At 54.7% G+C, this 20,961-nt stretch carries 26 protein-coding genes; all 26 read right to left on the bottom strand.

Annotated elements, in window-relative coordinates; all coding sequences use genetic code 11:
* Positions 1–56: 56 nt before the first annotated feature.
* On the bottom strand, positions 57–1,982 hold the full coding sequence (gene dsbD / locus OSH04_RS11105) for a protein-disulfide reductase DsbD (protein WP_266108464.1): 1,926 nt from the start codon (positions 1,980–1,982) through the stop codon (positions 57–59).
* 37 nt (positions 1,983–2,019) lie between these two features.
* Positions 2,020–2,406 (bottom strand): divalent-cation tolerance protein CutA, encoded by a 387-nt coding sequence (gene cutA / locus OSH04_RS11110; RefSeq protein WP_009459966.1) that lies wholly within the window; start codon positions 2,404–2,406, stop codon positions 2,020–2,022.
* A gap of 46 nt (positions 2,407–2,452) precedes the next feature.
* On the bottom strand, positions 2,453–3,427 hold the full coding sequence (locus tag OSH04_RS11115) for an AraC family transcriptional regulator (protein WP_266108465.1): 975 nt from the start codon (positions 3,425–3,427) through the stop codon (positions 2,453–2,455).
* Positions 3,428–3,550: 123 nt separating this feature from the next.
* Positions 3,551–4,096 (bottom strand): flavin reductase family protein, encoded by a 546-nt coding sequence (locus OSH04_RS11120; RefSeq protein WP_009459970.1) that lies wholly within the window; start codon positions 4,094–4,096, stop codon positions 3,551–3,553.
* A gap of 123 nt (positions 4,097–4,219) precedes the next feature.
* Positions 4,220–5,305, bottom strand: coding sequence for an LLM class flavin-dependent oxidoreductase (locus OSH04_RS11125; protein WP_153231429.1), 1,086 nt, complete (start codon positions 5,303–5,305; stop codon positions 4,220–4,222).
* 488 nt (positions 5,306–5,793) lie between these two features.
* A complete protein-coding gene (gene rplQ, locus OSH04_RS11130) occupies positions 5,794–6,180 on the bottom strand; it encodes a 50S ribosomal protein L17 (RefSeq protein WP_003805334.1) in 387 nt (128 codons plus the stop codon).
* Positions 6,181–6,383: 203 nt separating this feature from the next.
* A complete protein-coding gene (locus tag OSH04_RS11135) occupies positions 6,384–7,367 on the bottom strand; it encodes a DNA-directed RNA polymerase subunit alpha (protein WP_003805337.1) in 984 nt (327 codons plus the stop codon).
* Positions 7,368–7,520: 153 nt separating this feature from the next.
* On the bottom strand, positions 7,521–8,144 hold the full coding sequence (rpsD, locus tag OSH04_RS11140; protein ID WP_009459976.1) for a 30S ribosomal protein S4: 624 nt from the start codon (positions 8,142–8,144) through the stop codon (positions 7,521–7,523).
* Between the two features lie 11 nt (positions 8,145–8,155).
* Complete coding sequence (gene rpsK, locus OSH04_RS11145; protein ID WP_003805343.1) at positions 8,156–8,554, bottom strand: 30S ribosomal protein S11; 399 nt, start codon at positions 8,552–8,554, stop codon at positions 8,156–8,158.
* Between the two features lie 14 nt (positions 8,555–8,568).
* Positions 8,569–8,934, bottom strand: a complete 366-nt coding sequence (gene rpsM / locus OSH04_RS11150) for a 30S ribosomal protein S13 (RefSeq protein WP_003805346.1) — start codon at positions 8,932–8,934, stop codon at positions 8,569–8,571.
* A 36-nt stretch (positions 8,935–8,970) separates the two neighbouring features.
* Positions 8,971–9,084: a 50S ribosomal protein L36 gene (gene rpmJ, locus OSH04_RS11155; RefSeq protein ID WP_003805360.1), complete on the bottom strand. Its 114-nt coding sequence runs from the start codon at positions 9,082–9,084 to the stop codon at positions 8,971–8,973.
* Between the two features lie 32 nt (positions 9,085–9,116).
* Positions 9,117–9,335: a translation initiation factor IF-1 gene (gene infA / locus OSH04_RS11160; protein WP_003805361.1), complete on the bottom strand. Its 219-nt coding sequence runs from the start codon at positions 9,333–9,335 to the stop codon at positions 9,117–9,119.
* Between the two features lie 9 nt (positions 9,336–9,344).
* The gene (gene secY, locus OSH04_RS11165; RefSeq protein ID WP_003805363.1) at positions 9,345–10,670 is read right to left on the bottom strand and encodes a preprotein translocase subunit SecY; all 1,326 of its coding nucleotides are present in this window, start codon (positions 10,668–10,670) and stop codon (positions 9,345–9,347) included.
* A gap of 12 nt (positions 10,671–10,682) precedes the next feature.
* Complete coding sequence (rplO, locus tag OSH04_RS11170) at positions 10,683–11,123, bottom strand: 50S ribosomal protein L15 (protein WP_022983333.1); 441 nt, start codon at positions 11,121–11,123, stop codon at positions 10,683–10,685.
* Between the two features lie 11 nt (positions 11,124–11,134).
* Entirely contained in the window at positions 11,135–11,320 is a 186-nt protein-coding gene (gene rpmD / locus OSH04_RS11175; RefSeq protein WP_003805366.1) for a 50S ribosomal protein L30, read from the bottom strand.
* A 3-nt stretch (positions 11,321–11,323) separates the two neighbouring features.
* Entirely contained in the window at positions 11,324–11,845 is a 522-nt protein-coding gene (rpsE, locus tag OSH04_RS11180; protein WP_003805367.1) for a 30S ribosomal protein S5, read from the bottom strand.
* Between the two features lie 12 nt (positions 11,846–11,857).
* The gene (gene rplR, locus OSH04_RS11185) at positions 11,858–12,211 is read right to left on the bottom strand and encodes a 50S ribosomal protein L18 (RefSeq protein ID WP_009459977.1); all 354 of its coding nucleotides are present in this window, start codon (positions 12,209–12,211) and stop codon (positions 11,858–11,860) included.
* Between the two features lie 21 nt (positions 12,212–12,232).
* A complete protein-coding gene (gene rplF, locus OSH04_RS11190) occupies positions 12,233–12,766 on the bottom strand; it encodes a 50S ribosomal protein L6 (protein WP_009459978.1) in 534 nt (177 codons plus the stop codon).
* Positions 12,767–12,778: 12 nt separating this feature from the next.
* The gene (gene rpsH / locus OSH04_RS11195) at positions 12,779–13,174 is read right to left on the bottom strand and encodes a 30S ribosomal protein S8 (protein WP_009459979.1); all 396 of its coding nucleotides are present in this window, start codon (positions 13,172–13,174) and stop codon (positions 12,779–12,781) included.
* An 11-nt stretch (positions 13,175–13,185) separates the two neighbouring features.
* Positions 13,186–13,491 carry a 30S ribosomal protein S14 gene (gene rpsN, locus OSH04_RS11200; RefSeq protein ID WP_003805371.1) on the bottom strand — a complete coding sequence of 102 codons (306 nt, stop codon included), beginning with the start codon at positions 13,489–13,491 and terminating at the stop codon, positions 13,186–13,188.
* A 10-nt stretch (positions 13,492–13,501) separates the two neighbouring features.
* A complete protein-coding gene (gene rplE, locus OSH04_RS11205; RefSeq protein ID WP_009459981.1) occupies positions 13,502–14,041 on the bottom strand; it encodes a 50S ribosomal protein L5 in 540 nt (179 codons plus the stop codon).
* Between the two features lie 12 nt (positions 14,042–14,053).
* Positions 14,054–14,374: a 50S ribosomal protein L24 gene (gene rplX, locus OSH04_RS11210; protein WP_003805373.1), complete on the bottom strand. Its 321-nt coding sequence runs from the start codon at positions 14,372–14,374 to the stop codon at positions 14,054–14,056.
* Between the two features lie 13 nt (positions 14,375–14,387).
* On the bottom strand, positions 14,388–14,756 hold the full coding sequence (rplN, locus tag OSH04_RS11215) for a 50S ribosomal protein L14 (RefSeq protein WP_003805375.1): 369 nt from the start codon (positions 14,754–14,756) through the stop codon (positions 14,388–14,390).
* A gap of 278 nt (positions 14,757–15,034) precedes the next feature.
* Complete coding sequence (locus OSH04_RS11220; protein ID WP_266108470.1) at positions 15,035–16,975, bottom strand: bifunctional diguanylate cyclase/phosphodiesterase; 1,941 nt, start codon at positions 16,973–16,975, stop codon at positions 15,035–15,037.
* 101 nt (positions 16,976–17,076) lie between these two features.
* Positions 17,077–17,709, bottom strand: coding sequence for a transglutaminase-like cysteine peptidase (locus OSH04_RS11225; protein ID WP_035269590.1), 633 nt, complete (start codon positions 17,707–17,709; stop codon positions 17,077–17,079).
* A gap of 426 nt (positions 17,710–18,135) precedes the next feature.
* Positions 18,136–20,961, bottom strand: a 2,826-nt coding sequence (locus tag OSH04_RS11230) for an Ig-like domain-containing protein (RefSeq protein ID WP_266108472.1), incomplete at its 5' end; no start/stop codon positions are given.

Raw genomic sequence — 20,961 nt, forward strand, 5'->3', positions numbered from 1 at the left:
GACGATCTATCGTCTGTTAAGCCCTGATAAGGCCGATTCGGGGCAAATCAGGAACTTCAGGCACCGGCCAGAACCTCATCCAGCACCTTGGAAAAGCGACTGGCATCCTGAAAACCGATCACGCGCAGTTGTTCCAGCTGTTTCCCCTTGGAATCGAAAAACATGATGCCGGGAGGGCCAAACAGGCGGAAATGTTTCAGCAACTCCCTGTCCTCGGGAGTGTTGGCTGTCACATCCACCTGCAGCAAATCAAACTGTGCCATACGCTGTGCAACCGCAGGATCACTGAACGTGAAATTCTCCATTTCAATGCAGGACACACACCAGTCTGCGTAGAAATCCAGCATGACGGGACGGGTGGTCTTGGCCAGCCGTCCTTCCAGCTCCTGCAAAGTGAGTACGCGCTGAAACTCCACTTTGCTTGGAGCGGCTGCCACCGTACCGGACGATTTCAGCCCTTCCAGTGGACGAATCACGCTAGGACGACCCAGGGCAATACTGATCATCATCATGATGGCCCAGACCGCCAACATCATGCCTACGCCCTGGCGCAAACCCGACCAAGGTGTGCGCGCTGCCGTACCGCGCCCAAATGCACCCAACAAGGCCGCGGCCCACAAAGCCAAAACGACCCAGCCAAAGACCGCGATCGTGCCGGACATCAAGGGCGAGACCATCCACCAGGCCGTAGCCAACAGCAAGACACCAAATGCGGTTTTGACACTTTCCATCCAGGCACCGGCCTTGGGCAACACACTGCCAGAACCCGCGCCCACAATCAGCAGCAACACGCCCGACCCCCAGGCCAAGGCGAACAGAGCCGAGCCGCCCAGGACCACATCACCCGTCTGCGAGATAAACAGCAACACACCCGCCAAAGGCGCTGCTACGCAAGGGCCGACGATCAGCGCAGACAGCATGCCCATCAGGAACACGCCACCCATCTGCCCGCCCGGCAAACGGTTCATGGTTTCATTCAGGCGATTTTGCAGCGCTGCCGGGGCCTGAACCGTAAACACATCCAGCATGGACAAGGCCAGCACCACCAGGATCAGGGCAAACAAGCCCAAGACCCACGGATTCTGCAACCAGCTTGCCAAGCCTGCGCCCAGCAAACCTGCCGCCACACCCAGCAAGGTGTAGACCAGAGACAAGCCCAACACAAAGGCAAAAGCCATTTTCAAACCATGCCAGCGCGATGGCGCAGGCTGATTACGGCCCGCAATGATGGACAGCAGAATCGGCACCATCGGCAAGACGCAGGGTGTAAAGGACAGCAACAAGCCGAACACAAAGCTCAGCAGCACAATCTGCCCCCAACCTGCTTGCTTGAGATAATCCGCCAAGCCCACATCACTCAGGCTCAAGGCCGACGCGACACCACCTGTGCTGGCAGATGTAGCCGTAGACGTCGTGGCTGCGGTGTCTGCTTTCTGATCCGAGCCTTCACCCGGCGCAGGCACCGACACCACACCAAAGGGGCCTGCCACTTCCCAGCCCTGTCCGGTGGGGATCAGGGTCAAGGTTTGCGTAGAGGGGGAATAGCACAGGCCAGCATCGGCACAACCCTGGCTGACCACATCAATTTTCAGATCCTGGCCCGTACCGCTGTCGGCCAGCACGGGCACTCGCAGAGTGACCGAGTTGCGGTAGACCTCCATCACTTCGTCAAAGGTAGGGTCGTACACCTTCTCGCCATCGGGAAGCTGGGGAGTACCCAAATGCTCAGTCTTCTCGGTCGAGATCCCGAAACGCTTGCGATACATATAGTATTCAGGCGCGATCTGGAAATGAATATCCAGCTGATCGGCTTGGCTCATGGCCGCAGTCAGTACAAAAGCCTGCTCCGGGTCCAGAAACTCTTCTTCTGCCTGTGCCGTCAACGGCGTTGCCAGCCAAGCCAGCATCAAGACAAAGAAAACAGCAAACCACGCGCCAAGACGCTGGGCGGAAAACGGGGAACGCTTCAAAGACAAAGGCACAAATCTATTCCGGTTTTTTAGGCTGGGCTATCTGAAATCACGCAGGACGTGTCTGGGTGCGGACCCAATCCAGATAAGCGGTGAAACCACCAACAACCGGAAGCACAATCAATTCGGGCAGCTCGTAAGGATGCTGCTCCCGCAAGCGATCTGCCAGTTCCGGTAGCCGGGCCACTGTGGTTTTGAAAGTCAGCGTGATTTCCTCATCGCCCTGTAACTCCCCTTGCCACATGTACATAGACAAACTGGCGGGCGCAAGGTTCGCACAAGCGGCAATTCCATCTTCAACCAGGTGATGAGCCAGGTACTTGGCCAGCATCATATCGGGCACCGTCGTCTGCACCAGCACCAATTGCTGTGCATCCAGATCGGGCAAGGTCAAGGCCAGTTTGGGTTTGGAACTGGAGGAATTCTCAGAGGACATGCAGGGCTCCTAATCAAGCCCTTAGTGTAGCGCCGGATGCCGGCGCTTAGATGCTGGACCGAGGTCGAGTCAGGCCGCTTAATGTTTCAGAGGGGCGCTCGCCATAGCGATGTCGATAGTCAGCAGAGAACTGTCCCAAGTGGGCAAAGCCACAGGCCAGGGCCACTTCGGTGACTGACATGCCACCTTCCTGCAAATATCGGCGGGCCGCTTCCAAACGCATCTGCTTTAGACGCGCCATCGGTGCGACACCCAAATGTTCCCGGAACCCCGCATACAGACTGCGCACACTAACACCTGCCGCTTGGGCTATATCGCCAATCGTGATGGGCTGGCCGGTCTGACTTTCCATGAAATCCAGGGAACGTCGCAAAACATGCGGCAAGGCTGCTACGGTCTTATGGGCGGGCTGATTGTGCTGGTGCAGCTCGAACAAGGCATAAATCAGGGTCTGCTCGAATTGGCGTACCTGTCGGGGCTGATCAAACAAAGTGCCGTCCGACACTTCGGCAAACTGCCAATCCAGTAAGCGGCGCAAACTGGCTCCGCCAGGCGCATCCAAAGGAATGGAAGGCTGAAACTCCAAGGGGCCGCGTACAGGCTGCGCAAAATATTCCTGATAGTGACGCTCCAGCCCTTGGCGTCCAATACGCACAAACAGCTTATCGGCCTCCAGACTATGTTCCATGCTGAAGTCTTGAGTCGGGCTGATGATGGAAGCCAGGCGAGAGGTAGACGCGAAACGTCCGTGCGCCGTATGAATCTGCTCTTGTCCCGACAGAGGAATTTGCAAGAGATAGAAGTCGTCCAGTGGCTGGGGCTGAATCTGCACCTGCGCGCCATAGCGCAAACGACCATAGGCCACATCCTGGCCTTGGCGTAGATACAAGCGTGCATTCAGACGCTGACGAGTATCCGCCAGGGTCAGACTATGCGGGCAGAAAACCTGGGAGATATAGTGCTGAACGCAGTCCACATCCTGCGAATGCAGCTGGGCATAGCGATTCAGTATGGTGGTCATGAGCGTCGCAACAAGCGATAAAAAAAGCTGTGCCTTAGTGTGGCACAGCCCCTTGCACTGCAACATCGAGACTATCCCTAGGCCCGGCTAAGGTGCCAAGACAGAGACAGCGATCCCGACGATTTACTGGCCCTGAAAACGGCCAAAACGTCCCTGCCAATACAGCAAAGGCGAATCCTGTGCCTGCTCGGCATGGTGCACCTGCAAGACACGGCCCAATACCAAAGCATGGCTATGACGTTCAATTACTTCCACGATCTGGCAGGCCAAAGCGGCAGGAGCTTGTCGTGCCAACCAGATACCGTGCTCGGTACGCAGCCAATCATGTCCGGCATAACGCGCATCGCCTTGCTCGCCTTTGAAACCGGCAAACTGCAAAGCCATGCCTGCCTGCTCGACACCCAGAATATTCACACCGAACAGGCCACTGTCACGCATTAAAGGCCAGGACGAGGAGCTTTGATTCACACAGACCAGTACCTCTGCCGGATCTGCGGCTACCGAGGTGACCGACGTTGCCGTCAGGCCGCTACGCTGGCCCTGGTGTTCGACCGTAATCACATTGGCCGTGCCACCCAGATGGCGCATAGCAAGTTTGAACTGCTCGGCAGAAACTCCAGGCGCGTGCAGCGCTTGGTCTGTCGGCAAGGAAGCCAATTCCACAGGCATGATTCACCCTTTTTTAATCTTATGGGCAGCACAGTCATCAGGACGGTGCTGCCTGCGTGGCGTACGTGAACTGGCTATCCCCCGGAGCAAACCCAAGCCTGCCCGATAGCCAGAAAATCGCTCTTAGCGAATGCCACGCTGCTGCAACAAAGGCAGCACAGTATCACGGAAATAAGGGAATTCCTTTACATAGTCCACAAAGGACAAGGTTGTTCCCCGGAAACCGGCTTCGTGCAACGCGCACAAACCGTCAGCCACTTGCTCGGGCGTACCCACCAGCGGGAAGCCACCATGGCCCGCGGCCATACGCTCGCGAATCTGCTCCAACAGCTCGTGCGGGAAGGAATGGGCGTGCGCAAACTGCAAATTCATCAGGTTATCCACGGCACCATTGTCGATATTGGCCATGATGCGTTCCCATTCGGCCTTGGCCTCGGCTTCCGTCGGACGGCAAACCACGTGCGAGAAAGTCATCACATCAACCTTGCGGCCTTGCGCTTCACCTTGTGCCTTGAGCTCAGCCACTTCTTTCCTGGAGCGCTCCAACTCCATAGCAGGTGTGAACAGGAAGTTCGCGTTGCGGCTGGCAAACTCACGGCCCTGACCGGAACCAGCGGCGTTAAAGATAGGTGGATCAAATTCAGGACGAGGATTGCCGTAGACGCCTTTGGCCTGGAAGTATTTACCATCCCAATCGAAGCGACCATCGTGGTGCCAGATCTTCTTGATCAGATCGAACCATTCTTGTGCATAGCCATAGCGGGTTTCGTGATCATCAGGCAACTTCACACCCAAAGCGTCGTACTCGGGCTTGTTCCAGCCAGCCACGATATTCAGACCGACACGGTTGCCGCTCATCTGGGCCATCGTGGCGATTTGCTTGGCGATCACAACGGGATGGTTTGCAACGGTGTGCACAGTGGCAAACACGCTGATATTGCGAGTATTCGCCAGCAAGGCAGTCGCCCAGGTGACAGTTTCCAGCACGTAGCCGTGGAAATCGGTTTCACCACCGTAACCAATCCAACGGGCGATAGGCAGCATGAAGTCGATACCGGCATCGTCCAGCAGCTTGCCCAGCTTCAGATTGTTTTCCCACGTAGCTTGCCAGCGATCGGGCAAGGTCGATACCGTCATGCCACCACCGCAGTTGGTAGCAAAGGTTCCCAGCAGAAACTTATCGTGTGTGAGCAATGTATTCTGTGCCATCGCCAGTCTCCTGAAAATCGTTGTTCTTTACAGCTCACCACCATGGCAAAGCTGACATAGCGCAGATTTTAGGGATTGGCTTTACGGCCCACTATCGGATCACTGCCGGTTTTATCAATTGCCTGCAATTATTTGAACTTTAAAGCTCTACAGGCCACCCAACCTAGTCAAAACCCTTACATAACAGCGGCTTGTCGTGTTTTCAGAACCGTTTTCAACGGTCAAAGCACCCTGCTTTACACCTTCACACCGTACTGAAATGGAGTCCACGTTCTGGCTCAAGCCCACGTTTGGACTTATATAGGGGGTAGGCTTGACACTAAGCTTGGGGCACAAGCAAAACGAAGGTGAGAAACAAGGTCAGCAGCAACAAGGTTAAGACCTTCCCAAAAACTCCCAGCCCGTGATGAACAAAACCATACGCCGCCAATAAAAAAAACGGACTCCTGAGAGTCCGTTTTCAATACTACGGTAGAAACAAGCGGCGCTTATTCAGCAGCGGCTTCTTCCTGAACTTCTGGACGATCCACCAGCTCCATGAATGCCATAGGAGCGTTATCACCCTGACGGAAACCCATTTTCAGGATGCGGGTGTAGCCGCCGTTACGCTCTTGGTAACGTGGGCCGAAAACTTCAAACAGCTTGGTCACTGCATCGCGGTCGCGCAGACGGGCGAAAGCCAGACGACGGTTTGCCAAGGTTGGGTTTTTAGCCAAAGTGATCAGAGGCTCAACCACGCGGCGCAGCTCTTTAGCTTTAGGCAGGGTGGTTTTGATGGCTTCGTGAGTCAGCAGGGACACGGACATGTTGCGGAACATGGCCAAACGGTGGCTGCTGGTACGATTCAGTTTACGTAGACCGTGACGGTGACGCATGATGATTTTCCTAAATAATGAATCTAATTGGCACGCCGCTTATGCGACATGCGTAAATCCGGTTCTTCTATCAGCTAAGCTGCGGACCAGATGGACAGCGCAAAACAATAGCACATTTTCAGCCGCCACCTACACTTTTTGCAGGTGTACAACACCAGAAAAAGTGTAAGCGGCGTCTAAGAAACGTCTGTCTTGCTTACTACTTATGGACGCTCAAGACCCAGTGGTGGCCAGTTTTCGAGCTTCATGCCCAAAGTCAGACCACGTGCAGCCAACACTTCCTTGATTTCGTTCAAGGACTTGCGGCCCAGGTTTGGAGTCTTCAACAGTTCGTTTTCGGTACGCTGGATCAGATCGCCGATGTAGTAAATATTTTCGGCTTTCAGGCAGTTTGCGGAACGAACAGTCAGTTCCAGATCGTCGACAGGACGCAGCAACACAGGATCGATCTGTGGAGCGCCACGCACTGGAGCTTCGTAGGCATCGCCCACACCTTCCAGAGCAGCAAACACAGAGATTTGATCCATCAGGATGCGAGCGGACTGGCGCACGGCTTCCTCGGGCGAGATCACGCCGTTGGTTTCGATGTCCAGAACCAGCTTGTCCAGGTCAGTACGCTGTTCCACACGGGCGTTTTCGACCGCGTAGCTAACACGACGCACTGGGCTGTAGGAGGCATCCAGCACGATACGACCGATCGTGTGGGTGCGATCATCAGCCAGGGCGCGCACGTTACCAGGAACGTAGCCACGGCCTTGCTCAACCTTGATTTGCATTTCCAGCTTGCCGTCGTCGGTCAAGGTGGCAATCACATGATTGGGGTTGATGATTTCAACGTCGTGCGGCAATTCGATGTCGCTGGCCAGAACTTGGCCGGCGCCTTCCTTGCGCAGGATCAGGGTAACTTCTTCACGGCTGTGCAGCTTGAAGACCACGCCCTTCAGGTTCATCAAGATATCAACCACGTCCTCGCCCACGCCTGGCAGCGTGGAGTACTCGTGCACCACACCGGTAATCTGCACTTCAGTGGGTGCATAGCCGGTCATGGAGGACAGCAAGATACGACGCAGTGCGTTGCCCAGAGTGTGGCCGTAGCCGCGCTCGAAAGGCTCCATGATCACCTTGGCGTGATTTTTGCTGATCGGTTCAACTTCGATGGAACGGGGTTTCAAAAAACCTTGAGACATTCGATTTCCTTTTCAATACCCTCGGCTCGTTACACCGATAAGGCTGACGGAAACTGGCAAAGCCAGCGGGATAGTATCGCAAAGCCCACTTGCCGAAAATCGGGAAGTGGGCCTGCGATTACTGCATTGCGTAAGAGGTCTTCGCGTACAAAATTAACGCGAGTACAACTCAACAACCAGCGATTCGTTGATGTCTTGAGCGACATCAGCGCGATCAGGAGCTTGCTTGAACACGCCGGACAGCTTGGCGGTGTCAACTTCTACCCACTGAGGCAAGCCAATGCCCGTAGCCAGATCCAGGGATTCCTTGATACGGCCTTGGGATTTAGCTTTTTCGCGCACGGAAACAACGTCACCAGCCTTGATCAGCATGGAAGCGATGTCAGCGGTGTGACCGTTGACTTCGATTGCACGGTGGTTCACCAGCTGACGTGCTTCTGCACGTGTAGAGCCAAAGCCCATGCGGTAAACCACGTTGTCCAGACGCGATTCCAGCAATTGAATCAGCGTTTCACCGGTGTTGCCACGACGGCGGTCAGCTTCAACGTAGTACTTGCGGAACTGCTTTTCCAGCACGCCGTACATACGCTTGAGCTTTTGCTTTTCGCGCAGCTGCAGACCGAAGTCAGACGTACGAGCACCGGAGGTGCGGCCGTGCTGACCAGGACGCGATTCCAGTTTGCACTTGGAATCCAGCGAGCGACGGGCGCTCTTCAAAAACAGATCGGTACCCTCGCGACGCGAGAGCTTGCATTTTGGTCCAATATAACGAGCCACTTCGCTTCCCCTTAGATGCGACGACGCTTGGGCGGACGGCAGCCGTTATGCGGAACCGGTGTGATGTCTGCAATGCTGGTGATCTTGATACCCAGAGCATTCAGAGCACGCACAGACGATTCACGGCCTGGACCGGGGCCCTTGATGCGAACTTCAAGATTTTTAATACCGTATTCCATGGCAGTACGGCCGGCTGTTTCAGCGGCAACCTGCGCGGCAAACGGCGTGGATTTACGAGAGCCTTTAAAGCCCGCGCCACCCGACGTAGCCCAGGACAATGCGTTGCCCTGACGGTCAGTAATGGTGATGATCGTGTTGTTAAAAGAAGCGTGGACGTGAGCAATCCCGTCCGACACGCTTTTTTTGACTTTCTTGCGTGCGCGTGAAGCGCTGCTAGAAGCTTTGGCCATCTTCTATTCCTCGATTATTTCTTCAGGGACGCGGCGGCGCGACGCGGACCTTTACGGGTGCGAGCGTTAGTGCGTGTACGTTGGCCGCGCACTGGCAGACCGCGACGATGACGCATGCCACGGTAAGTTCCCAAGTCAGCCAAACGCTTGATCGAGAGCTGAACTTCACGACGCAGGTCACCTTCTACGGTGAACAGGCCGATCTGTTCGCGAATGCGCTCGAGTTCCGCGTCGGTCAGATCTTTGACCTTCTTGGAGTATTCAATACCCGATGCTTCGCAAATCTTGCGAGCGCGGGTGCGACCGATGCCGAAAATCGCGGTAAGACCGATTTCGGCGTGTTGATGCGGCGGGATGTTAATGCCGGCAATACGGGCCATGGTTATTCCTTGTTAAATCGGTTGCGTTTCGGCAACTTAGCCTTGACGCTGCTTATGACGTGGATCGGTGCAGATGACACGCACCACGCCATGACGTTTAATGATTTTGCAGTTGCGGCAGATCCGCTTTACTGATGCCATTACCTTCATGGTTTGACTCCTAGTTTCCTGTAACCGGCCGCTTATTTGGAGCGGAACACAATTCGTGCTCGGGATAGATCATAGGGCGTGAGCTCCACAGTGACCTTATCGCCCGGCAGAATCCGGATATAGTGCATACGCATTTTGCCTGAAATGTATCCGAGCACTACGTGACCATTTTCCAGCTTGACGCGAAAAGTTGCGTTGGGAAGGTTCTCAAGAACCTGTCCCTGCATTTGAATGACGTCGTCCTTTGCCATTTTCGTGAATTACCGCATCGGCAAGCTCGAGCCTTTGAAGTTAGCCTTCTTGAGCAGCGAGTCGTATTGTTGTGACATGACATAGGCCTGGGCCTGCGCCATGAAGTCCATGGTTACTACAACAATAATCAGCAAGGATGTGCCGCCAAAATAGAACGGTACATTCCAGCGCATTTGCAAGAACTCTGGTACCAAACACACCAAGGTAATGTAGATCGCACCGGCCAAAGTCAGACGCATCAAAATCTTGTCGATATAACGCGCTGTCTGATCACCGGGACGAATCCCTGGTACGAAGGCTCCACTCTTTTTCAGGTTGTCTGCAGTTTCGCGGCTGTTGAACACCAGGGCCGTGTAGAAAAAGCAGAACAAAATGATCAGCGCGGAGAACAAAGTAATGTAAAGCGGCTGACGCGGCGACAAAGCAGCCTCGATTTCACGCAACCAACCCAGACCGGGTGTGCTGGAGAACCAATTAGCAATTGTCGCTGGCAACAGAATGATGGACGAAGCGAAGATCGGAGGGATCACGCCAGCCATGTTCAGTTTCAGCGGCAAATGCGAGCTTTGACCACCATAGATACGGTTACCTACTTGCCGTTTGGCGTAGTTGACCGTGATACGACGCTGACCACGCTCGACAAAGACGACGAAGTACGTGACGGCGGCTACTAAAACGAGGATAAACAGTGCCGATAGAATCGACATGGAATCCGTACGCACCAGATCAAGCATACCGCCCAAAGCATTAGGCAGACCCGCTACGATACCGGCGAAGATCAGGATGGAAATACCATTACCCAATCCACGTTCAGTGATTTGTTCACCCAGCCACATGACGAACATGGTGCCAGTGACCAGTGTTACCACTGTCGTGAAGCGAAACAGCATCCCTGGGTCGATAACCAGACCGGGCTGCGATTCTAGAGCGATGGAAATCCCAACTCCCTGGAACAAAGCCAAAAAGACCGTTCCGTAACGGGTGTATTGCGTGATCTTGCGACGACCCGACTCACCCTCTTTCTTGATTGCTTCCAGCGTGGGCACCACAGCGGTCATCAATTGCATGATGATGGACGCAGAGATGTAGGGCATGATTCCCAGTGCGAACACTGAGAATCGCTCTAAAGCACCACCGGAGAACATGTTAAACAAACCCAGAATACCACTCTGGTTTTGAGTAAACAGTTCGGACAAGGCATCAGGATTGATGCCTGGTACCGGAATGTGCGTACCCAAGCGGTAGACAATCAGGGCGAGCAACAGGAAAACGAGACGACGTTTCAAATCGCCGTAGCGCGGACCCGACTTACTCTGTGCCTGAGCTTTTGCCACCGTGACCCCTTTTTATTCCAGCGAGCCGCCGGCTGCTTCGATCGCGGCGCGAGCGCCGGCCGTTGCATTAATGCCTTTCAGCGCAACTTTACGGGAAAGTTCACCGGACTTGATGACTTTAGCGTAACGCACCATTTGGCCAACCACGCCAGCCTGCTTCAGTGCCTGGACGTCGATAACTTCGGCATCCATTTTTTGCAGTTCGGACAGACGTACTTCTGCGTACAGGTGGTCGTCCAGGGTGGTGAAACCACGCTTGGGCAAACGACGTTGCAAAGGCATTTGACCGCCTTCGAAACCGACTTTATGAAAACCACCCGAGCGGGATTTCTGGCCTTTATGACCACGTCCGCCGGTTTTGCCCAAGCCGGAACCGACACCGCGACCAACACGACGTGCTGCGTGTTTGGCGCCAGCGGCGGGCTTGAGATTGTTTAATTGCAATTCAGACATCCCGATTCCTTTCAGGCTTCCGAGACCGTAACCAGATAATCCACCTTGCGGATCATCCCACGAACCTCAGGAGTATCAACCAATACACGGCTGGTGTTGACTCGGCGCAGACCCAGGCCGCGAACGGTGTCGCGATGGCTTTGCTTTGTGCCGATGACCGAACGCACCAACGTAACTTTGATTTGTTTCTGTGCCATGACTTACCCCAGAATTTCTTCAACTGTCTTGCCGCGCTTGGCAGCAATGTCAGCAGGTGTCGAGCAAGCACGCAAACCGTTCAATGTAGCGCGAACCATGTTGTATGGGTTGCTGGAACCCAGGCTCTTGGCTACGACGTTGCGCACGCCCATCACTTCGAAGATAGCGCGCATTGGGCCACCGGCGATAACGCCAGTACCTTCAGCTGCGGGAGAGATCAGAACGGTGGCTGCACCGTGCTTACCAACTACGGTGTGATGCAAGGTGCCATTCTTCAGAGGCACTTTGATCAGACCACGACGGGCCTGTTCCATTGCCTTCTGAACAGCAACGGGTACTTCGCGGGCCTTGCCCTTACCCATGCCGATGCGACCATCGCCATCACCGACCACGGCCAGCGAAGCAAAGCTCATGGTGCGACCACCTTTAACGACTTTGCTGACGCGGTTGACCGCAATCATCTTTTCTTTCAGGCCGTCATCGCGCTCTTGCTCTGGAGCCTGTCTGCCTTGTGCTTTAGCCATTTGATAATTCCTTTAGAATTTCAAGCCGGCTTCACGCGCGGCCTCGGCCAGCGCTTTCACGCGGCCATGGTAACGGAAGCCCGAGCGGTCAAAAGCAACCGTCTCGATGCCCGCAGCCTTCGCCTTTTCGGCGACGCGCTTGCCAACCAGGCTGGCTGCCGCTACGTTGCTGCCAACGGCCAATTCTTTGCGAACTTCGGTCTCGACAGTGGAAGCACTGACCAGAACGCGGTCGCCTTCGGGCGAGATGATGCTCGCGTAAATATGCGTATTCGTGCGATGCACCGACAGGCGGTGTACGCGCAGCTCGGCGATCTTGCGGCGAGTAGCCACTGCACGACGCATACGGGATTGTTTCTTGTCCATGATTCGTCCTTGCCTGCGGGCTTATTTCTTCTTGGTTTCCTTGAGGATGACGCGTTCGCCGACGTAACGTACACCTTTGCCTTTGTAAGGCTCTGGTGGACGATAGCCACGAATTTCTGCGGCAACCTGACCAACCACCTGCTTGTTCGAGCCCTTGATCACGACTTCCGTCGGAGTTGGGCACTCGGCTTTGATGCCTTCAGGCAGGTCGTGCACGATGTCGTGCGAGAAACCCAGTTGCAACTTCAAGGCATTACCCTGGACGGAGGCACGGAAACCCACGCCAACCAGACTCAGCTTGCGTTCGAAACCGGCGCTCACGCCAACAACCATGTTGTTGACCAGTTGGCGCACGGTGCCGGACATTGCGTTTGCGTGACGAGTTTCGTTCGCAGGCACAAAAGACAGCTGACCGTCTTGAAGTTCAATAGTGACGTCGCCAGTCAGAGTTTGAACCAAAGTGCCCAGAGGGCCTTTGACCGTGATCTGATCAGCGGCAATGGTCGTTTCTACGCCTTTAGGCAGGGAAACGGGATACTTAGCGATACGTGACATATGATGTTCTCCTTATGCCACGTAGCACAGCACTTCGCCACCGACGCCAGCTGCACGTGCTTTGCGATCGGTCATCACGCCGCGAGACGTGGACACGATAGCAACACCCAAGCCGTTCATGACTTGAGGGATGTGTGTGCTGCCTTTGTAGATGCGCAGTCCAGGACGCGAAACGCGGTCGATGCGCTCGATGACTGGCTGGCCGGCATAGTATTTCAGGGTGACTTCCAGTTCTGGCTTGGCTTTTTCGCCAACGATACGGAAATCTTCGATGTAGCCTTCGTCTTTCAGCACAGCAGCAATAGCTGCTTTCAGCTTCGAGGAGGGCATGCTGACCGATGTCTTGTTGACCATTTGCGCGTTACGCACGCGGGTCAACATATCGGCGATTGGATCGCTCATGCTCATGTGTATTTCTCCTACCAGCTGGCCTTGGTCATACCGGGGATCTCGCCGCGCATTGCCATTTCGCGCACTTTATGGCGAGTCAAACCGAATTTCTTGAAAACACCACGAGGGCGACCGGTGATAACGCAACGGTTGCGTTGACGGGTCGGGTTCGCGTTGCGTGGCAATTGTTGCAACTGCAAACGAGCTTCGTAGCGCTCTTCGTCAGACTTGGACTGGTCGTCAATGATCGCTTTCAGTGCTGCACGCTTGGCGGCGAATTTCTCAGCCAGCTTGGCGCGCTTGATGTCGCGATTGATGAGGGAAAGTTTAGCCACGTTGCGCCCCTTAGTTGCGGAACGGGAAGCTGAACGCGCTAAGCAGCGCCTTGGCCTCTTCGTCCGTCTTGGCAGAAGTAGTGATGCTGATGTTCAGACCACGCACTGCGTCGATTTTGTCGTACTCGATTTCGGGGAAAATGATTTGCTCTTTAACCCCCATGTTGTAGTTGCCACGGCCGTCAAACGCACGACCCGACACACCACGGAAGTCACGAACGCGTGGCAGAGCCACAGCGACCAGACGATCCAGGAATTCGTACATGCGTTGACCGCGCAGGGTCACCATACAACCGATCGGGTAATCTTCGCGAATCTTAAAACCGGCAATAGCTTTGCGGGTTTTCGTGATAACGGGCTTCTGACCAGCAATTTTGGTCATGTCCGATACCGCGTTCTCGATAATCTTCTTGTCAGCAACCGCTTCCGAGACACCCATGTTCAGAGTGATCTTGGTGATGCGGGGTACTTCCATAATGCTCTTGTACTCGAACTGCTTTTGCAGATCGGCAACCACTTTTTCGCGGTAGAACTCTTGTAAACGTGCCATGTTATCCGCCCCTTAAGCCTTGGCGCCAACGGCTTTGCCGCTGGAACGATAAACACGCGTCTTCTGACCGTCGATCACCTGGATACCAACGCGGTCGCCCTTGCCGGTTTCTGGGTTGAACAGTGCAACGTTCGAGATGTGGATAGGCATGGTCTTGTCGACGATACCACCCTGCGTGCCAGCCATAGGATTGGCTTTAACGTGTTTTTTGACTACGTTGATGCCTTCCACGATGACGTGGTCTGCATCGACGCGTTGCAGTACTGTGCCACGGCGTTTTTTATCACGGCCGGTCAGCACAATAACTTCGTCGCCTTTACGAATTTTTTGCATTTTTTCGCGCTCCTTACAGCACTTCGGGAGCCAAGGACACGATCTTCATGAACTTCTCGGTACGCAGTTCACGCGTAACGGGTCCGAAGATACGGGTGCCGATGGGTTCCAGCTTGGCATTGAGCAATACGGCGGCATTGCCACCGAAACGAATCAGCGAACCGTCTTTACGGCGCACGCCCTTAGCGGTACGAACCACTACAGCGTTGTAGATTTCGCCTTTTTTGACGCGTCCGCGCGGGGCCGCTTCTTTAACGGTAACTTTGATGATGTCACCAATTGCGGCATAACGGCGCTTCGAGCCGCCCAGCACCTTGATGCACATTACGGAACGCGCACCTGTGTTGTCGGCCACGTCCAGCGTGGTCTGCATTTGAATCATGATTTTTCCTGTTCCAACTTAATTGCAACGATCCAGTCAAAATGACTGGGTCACACAACCAGTTTTGGTCCCGTCAGATTCGGATCCAGCCAGTTCGATACCGTAAACCCGATCTCGATCTGGTCCGGCAAGCCGAACCCTAGGTTGAAATCTTGCGAGAGACAAAACGTTGTATTACCAACTTCAATCCGGATAGGCGACTAAGCCTCTCCGGTCAAAATAAAGAGGTAAGCCACATATACTAGCAAATAAGCCCCAGAAAAACAAGGATTTATTTGCTAAGGCCTTGGCACGACGGCGTTTTCACGCAACAACTCGTCCAGCTGGGCACTATTGCTGCCTCGGGTTACCCGGCGCAAACCTATCCCCAATTCCTGCAGGCTCTGCAGGAACGCTGTCAGCAAATGTCGGCCACCCACCTCGGCCTGCAGCGTCTGGGCGCGCTCATCGTCCAGGACAATATATTTGAGTGCCATCATGTGCAACCACAGAATCGATTCGGGCTGCTCCAGAACACGACGCAGACCAAATTGCACACCCAAGGGCCGCAATTTACCCACGAAAGCGACCGTTTCCACATCGTGCTCACTCAGGCAATAAGCATCCAGTTCGATAATCAGACGCCGGGCCTTGTCACCGGCCTTGGCCAGAACCTCTGCCACCTGATCTGCAAATCCAGGCTTGATCACCGATGCCCAGGAGACACGGACACTTAAACTGCCCTCGTTATCGGCTAACCAGTCGCTTGCCAGCTCCATCGTACGCAAGTCACACTGCCACGACAGACCCAGACGCACCGCCACCGGAATGAACAAATAGGCAGGCAAACTGGCCTGTCCCGGTTGCTCGGGCAACAAATTCAGGGTTGCATCGTGAATCTGGCCCGCTTGCCCCCAGACTTCAACGCCCGGCTTCACACTCAATTCAATCCGGCCTTGCTTCAGACCACGCTCAATACGTGAATGCCATTCCTGCTCACCAATGGAAGAGCTCGCCTCGGAGTGAAGCCCTTCAGACGGACGGTATTCCACTTCCTGATGCCCTGCCCCTTCGGCGCGCATCAAGGCATTATCCAAACGGGTCATCACGGCGCTGAGCGAGTCCTGACCTTCATAGTTCGTCATCGCCATGGACCAGCGGCACAAACTGCCATCGGGTAGAGGCTGGCGCAATTCCTGCAAGGCAGTACGCAGTTCCTGGGCAAAGCCCATCACTTGAGGACCCGTCTGGCCCTTGAGCAGCACAATAAAATCAGAACCATTCAAGCGCGCCAGATTGCCCGCGTCCATGCCATTTTTCTGCAATAGCTCCGTACAACGCTGAGTCACCAGCTTTAGCCAGGCATCCACCGCGTCACGAGACAGGGAGGTATTCAATGGCAGCAAGTCCCGCTGACGGAATAACAGCACATGGCCGCCCTCTTCCTGTTGCAGCACCTGACGGAACATATTCACGAAGTACTTGCGATTGGCCAGGCCCGTGACCGGATCGCAGTTCAACTCCAGCTGTAACTGCTCGATTCGAGCATTTTGCTCCTGGCTGCTAACACGAATACGTTTTTGCACCGTGCTTAAGGTATGTGTGACGGCTTCCAGCTCGGGGATCGTGCGCACTTTCTTGCGGCTGGGTACAGACTCGCTTTGATCCATCTGTTGCAGCTCGAACTGGACGTGTTCGCGCAAAGCCCGGCGCAACCAGGCCATGACCATCAATACAAACACACCCCAGGCAACCCCGGCGCCCAGCACCAACAAAGTGACGCGCACAAAACTTTTCCACAAACTGGCGCGGGCGTACTCGTCAGCAGGTTTTACTTCGATCGTACCAATCTGATTCCAGCCATTACTGACATGGGCCGAGGCCACGGGTACATCAATCGGCAAAGAGTTGGCGAACCACGCGGGCGAAGATCCGCTGATCTGTGTTTCTTGCTGAGCACTACGCTCCACCAGGACCGTATCGGAGGTGTCAATAAAGCGGATACGCTCAAACTGCCCGGTATCGTACAAGGCGGCAATCAAAAGCTCCTGCGTCACCGGGTCCTGGTTGCTGGGCTGGGACAAGGTCAAGGCCAGCGAAGTCGCAGCCGACTCACCCTGAGCCTGCAACTGACTGCTCAAATACTGCCTTGCCGAGTCGACGCTGAACCACAGCGTGCCAATCAAGATAGCAAGAATCGCGCACGAGACACTTAGCAGGAGCTGTTTAAGTAAAGACATAGCGCTTCCGTATATTCCATAAATTCTGGTCTAGCCCACCCGATATGGGTGTCCTGAGGTCTGTTTCCATTTGGTGCTCTAGCCCAAGGACCGGCACATCATCAAGGAACAAAACCTTCCTTACGCATTTTTTCCAGCAAACCACGCCACCGGCTGATACTGTCCACCGAACCTTTCTGGGCATTACCCACATACACCCCTTGCGAATTGAAGCTGAACACAGGGGTCAAATCAGGACGCTGGCTGGCGGGGCGAATCGAGCCACTTAAATTATCCAGCAGCAAAGGCTCGGCCTGGGGCGTGGGATAGTAGCCCAGAACCATGTGCGCAATGCTTTGCCCACCTACTTGAGCCCGCACGTAAATCAATCGCAGTTTTTCATTGGGCACACCCAGGTGCAACAAGGAAAAATACTTGCCGATAACAAAGTCCTCACAGTCACCCGCCGCTTTGCCCAAAGTCTCGATGGGCGTGGCCCAATAGTCCAGCTGGCCCCAAATATGAATGTCCTCGCCAGCCATCACATTCATATTCCAGAAATCATTGACGGCATCCAGCTGACGACGCTCACTTAAACCACGGGCGGACTCCAGATTAGCCATCCACCGATCCACGGCAGTCCCGGCACGGGCGCCAAAGCGGGAAACGGCGGTCTGGCGAATCTTGCTGACCTCGAACTGCAAGGCAGGCGCCGACAAGGGCAGCCACACCACAACCAGCAGTGCGACCAGCACAAACAGCGCAATCCTAGATCGAAGAAAAAGGCGTAGCCAGGCAAGAGACAAGAGCACGTCAATCCCAAATAAGCAAACCCTTATAACGGCGTTATAGCTTGCCTATTTAGTGAACGCTTGGCAATCGACAAAGCGTCTGAACCCTCTATATATAGAGCAGGCTGTTAAACGGTCTCGAATCACCCCAGCAAAAAGAAACAGCTGGTCTACAAAACCGCAGAGCCAACGCCTACCAGCTCAGCCTGGCCAGCCGTTCTGCTGCATGCACCCTCTTTCCTGCAGCCACATCAAGGATCATAGTCACAAATGCCAAACACCCACTATTGGCGCTGACGACAAGCTGCAGACATAAAAAAACCCCACAAACCCAAAAAGGCTTGTGGGGCTTGGGCACTACCCGCAGATAGTGCCTATCCGGTGAACAGCTTAGAAATCAGAAGACTTCAAAGTACCGTCTTTGAGCGAGTTGGCGATCTGGGCTGCCTTCTCTGCGTCAAAGTCGATGTTGTCCAGAATGATCTTCTGATCGATCTGGCCATTACCTTGAGAGCTGATACCGATTTCCATCTTGCCGTTATCCGAGCTGCCTACCGTCAGGTACTGGCTCAGGTTACCGTCGTTGACGTCGTGGCCCGACAGCAAATCAGTGATATCCAAGGTGTCGGTACCCGAATCACCAAAGTCCATCACGTAATCCACAGCCGGTTTGCTGCTGGTACCTTCATCACCCTTGTTCCATACGAAGGTGTCATCACCCTCGCCGCCGAACATGATGTCGTCGCCAGCACCGCCGATCAGGATATCGTTGCCACCTTGGCCGTACAGGATGTCGTTACCAGCACCACCATCAAGGATGTCGTTACCACCGCGCTTGTCACCGTCAACATTGAAGTCAGCGTGGTTTTCCTTGATGTACTCGTACAGATCATTACCTGTTGCTGGAGTACCGCCGTTCTTCATTTGCAAGAACACTTCCAGCGCCTTCAAGCCCGAGCCGTCAGGCAGGTTGTCTGGACGACCACCCACTTCATGCCATGGCAACACATCGCCATCGGTATTGATCGTGTCACCAAAGATGATGTCGTTGCCGTCACCACCAATGATGTGGTCATTACCAACGGGGGCTGGATCGTTCGTTACCGAACCACCCTTCAAGGCTGCATCCAGGTCTTCCTTGGTGTTGACGATGTCGACCTTGTTAACCTCAGTCCAATCTTGAGGATTGCCGGAGGACAACAGCGTTACGTCATCAATGTAGACCTTGTAGTTACTGCTGCTGGAACGATCGTCCACCAGGAACTCGAAGCGGTATTGGCCTTCGCCCACGGGCTTGGTCGTGATGGTGCCGGAGCTACCTGGACGACCACCTTCCTGCACAACTTCCCAGTTACCTGTCTTCTCGTTGTACTTCTGCAGTTGCCACTTGAAGACGTCGGCACTGTTACGGCCGCTTTCAGCATAGTGGAAGCTCAACTTGCCATAGCTGCCCGCAGCAACGGTCATACCTGGGCCACGAACGGTAGTCGCGGTATCGCCATTGCGGCTGTAGGTATCCGTAATTTCCAATCGGTTATCCGGATACCAAGTGCTACCCTGGTTCTTGACTCCAACTGTGCCGTTACCGCCGACCTTGTTCCAACCGTCATGACGGCCGTTTTCAAAGTCAGTCACGTCCTTGGTGCCACGAACAACGTCAACAACCTCAGTACCCGTGTTGTCGTATTTGCGCAGGACATCCACGCTGACGTCGTTACCAATACCCACGGCGTAAACCTTGCTACCCGAAGAGGTAACCAGGCTGTCGTAGGCTGCCTTACCACGCGAATCAGCCGTAGCGTCGTAACCGCTACCAGCACCTTGGCCAGTACCGTACTGGGTTGGGTTACCGTCAGTCAGGAAGTAAGTAACGTTTTCATAAGCGTTGCCGTACTTGTCGACTGCAGGTGCATCGCCAGTCTTGAACCATGCTTCAGCGGCCTTGAAGGCTGCTTCGTAGTTGGTACCACCCACGCTGGAGTTCCAGCTGGAGTTGTAGCCGTTCAAGGTATCAATCGAATTGAGCAGATTGATCAAATCGGCATGAGTCAGGTCCTTGAAGACCATAGGCGTATCAGCCCTGGTACCAAAGCCAATAATGCTCAAGTTCACCGTGCCGCCTTCGTGGTTGGCCAAGCTTTCAGCCAAGGTCGTCAGCGCAGCCTTGAGCAACTGCATACGGTTCATATTGTCCGTACCAGAGGCTTCCTTCATGCTGTTGGAACGGTCAACCAGGATGGCAATGTTGTAGCTCTGGCCGTGAACAATGTTTTCTTGCACACCGCCGCGGTCACCAATAATGACGTCGTCGCCCACGCCACCATTCGGATTGCCACCACCGTTACCATCAACAATCAGTTGATCCACATCCAGCGTGTATGGGCCGGAGTCGTTGGCAGACGCACTGTTGCCAGCCGAGTCTGTCGTCGTCACTTTGGCGTCAACCGTGTCGTTCTTCAACAGATCCTGTACAGGTACTGGGATCTTGAAGGTCAGATCATTGCCAACAGTACCGGTGTATTCCTTGCCACCGATAGTCAGAGTCACGGTATCGCCAGGCTGTACATCCTTGCCAACCGTACCGGTCACATCAATCGTACCCTTGCCGTCACCAGCCTCATTGTGATCCAGCACACCGTCACCGGCGATCGGATCCAACGTGATCTCGGCTTCAGGCAATGTGGTCTGCACACCGTAGTCGCGGTCAGCTTCAGCACTAGCGCTGTTACCGGCGTCGTCCTTGGTCTCGACCTTGGCGTGGACATTGTCATCCAGAGCCAGCTCGGAGCCAGGAACATTCACGTTCCAGGTCTTGCCATCGGTATTAACCGTGGTGGTGTAATCCTTGCCGTTCACGGTCACAGTGACCTTGTCACCAGCCTTGACGTCCTGACCAACCTTACCAGTGATGGTGATGGTGGACTCGGACTCCGCCTTGTTGATCACGTCGTCACCCGCAATGGTGTCGATGGTGATCGAAGCTTCGGGCAGGTCAGTATCGACACCGTAGCCGCGGTCGGCTTCAGCACTGGCTGGGTTGCCCGCAGCATCTTCAGTCTCAACCTTGGCGTGTACGTTCGAATCTTGGGCCAGCTCAGAGCCAGGAACGTCCACGTTCCAGGTCTTGCCATCGGCGTTAACGGTGGTCGTGTAGTCCTTGCCGTTCACGGTCACAGTGACAGTGTCGCCGGCCTTGACGTCTTTACCCACGGTACC

Origin of the sequence: Alcaligenes nematophilus (assembly GCF_026344155.1) — a bacterium.
Lineage (GTDB): Bacteria > Pseudomonadota > Gammaproteobacteria > Burkholderiales > Burkholderiaceae_B > Alcaligenes > Alcaligenes phenolicus.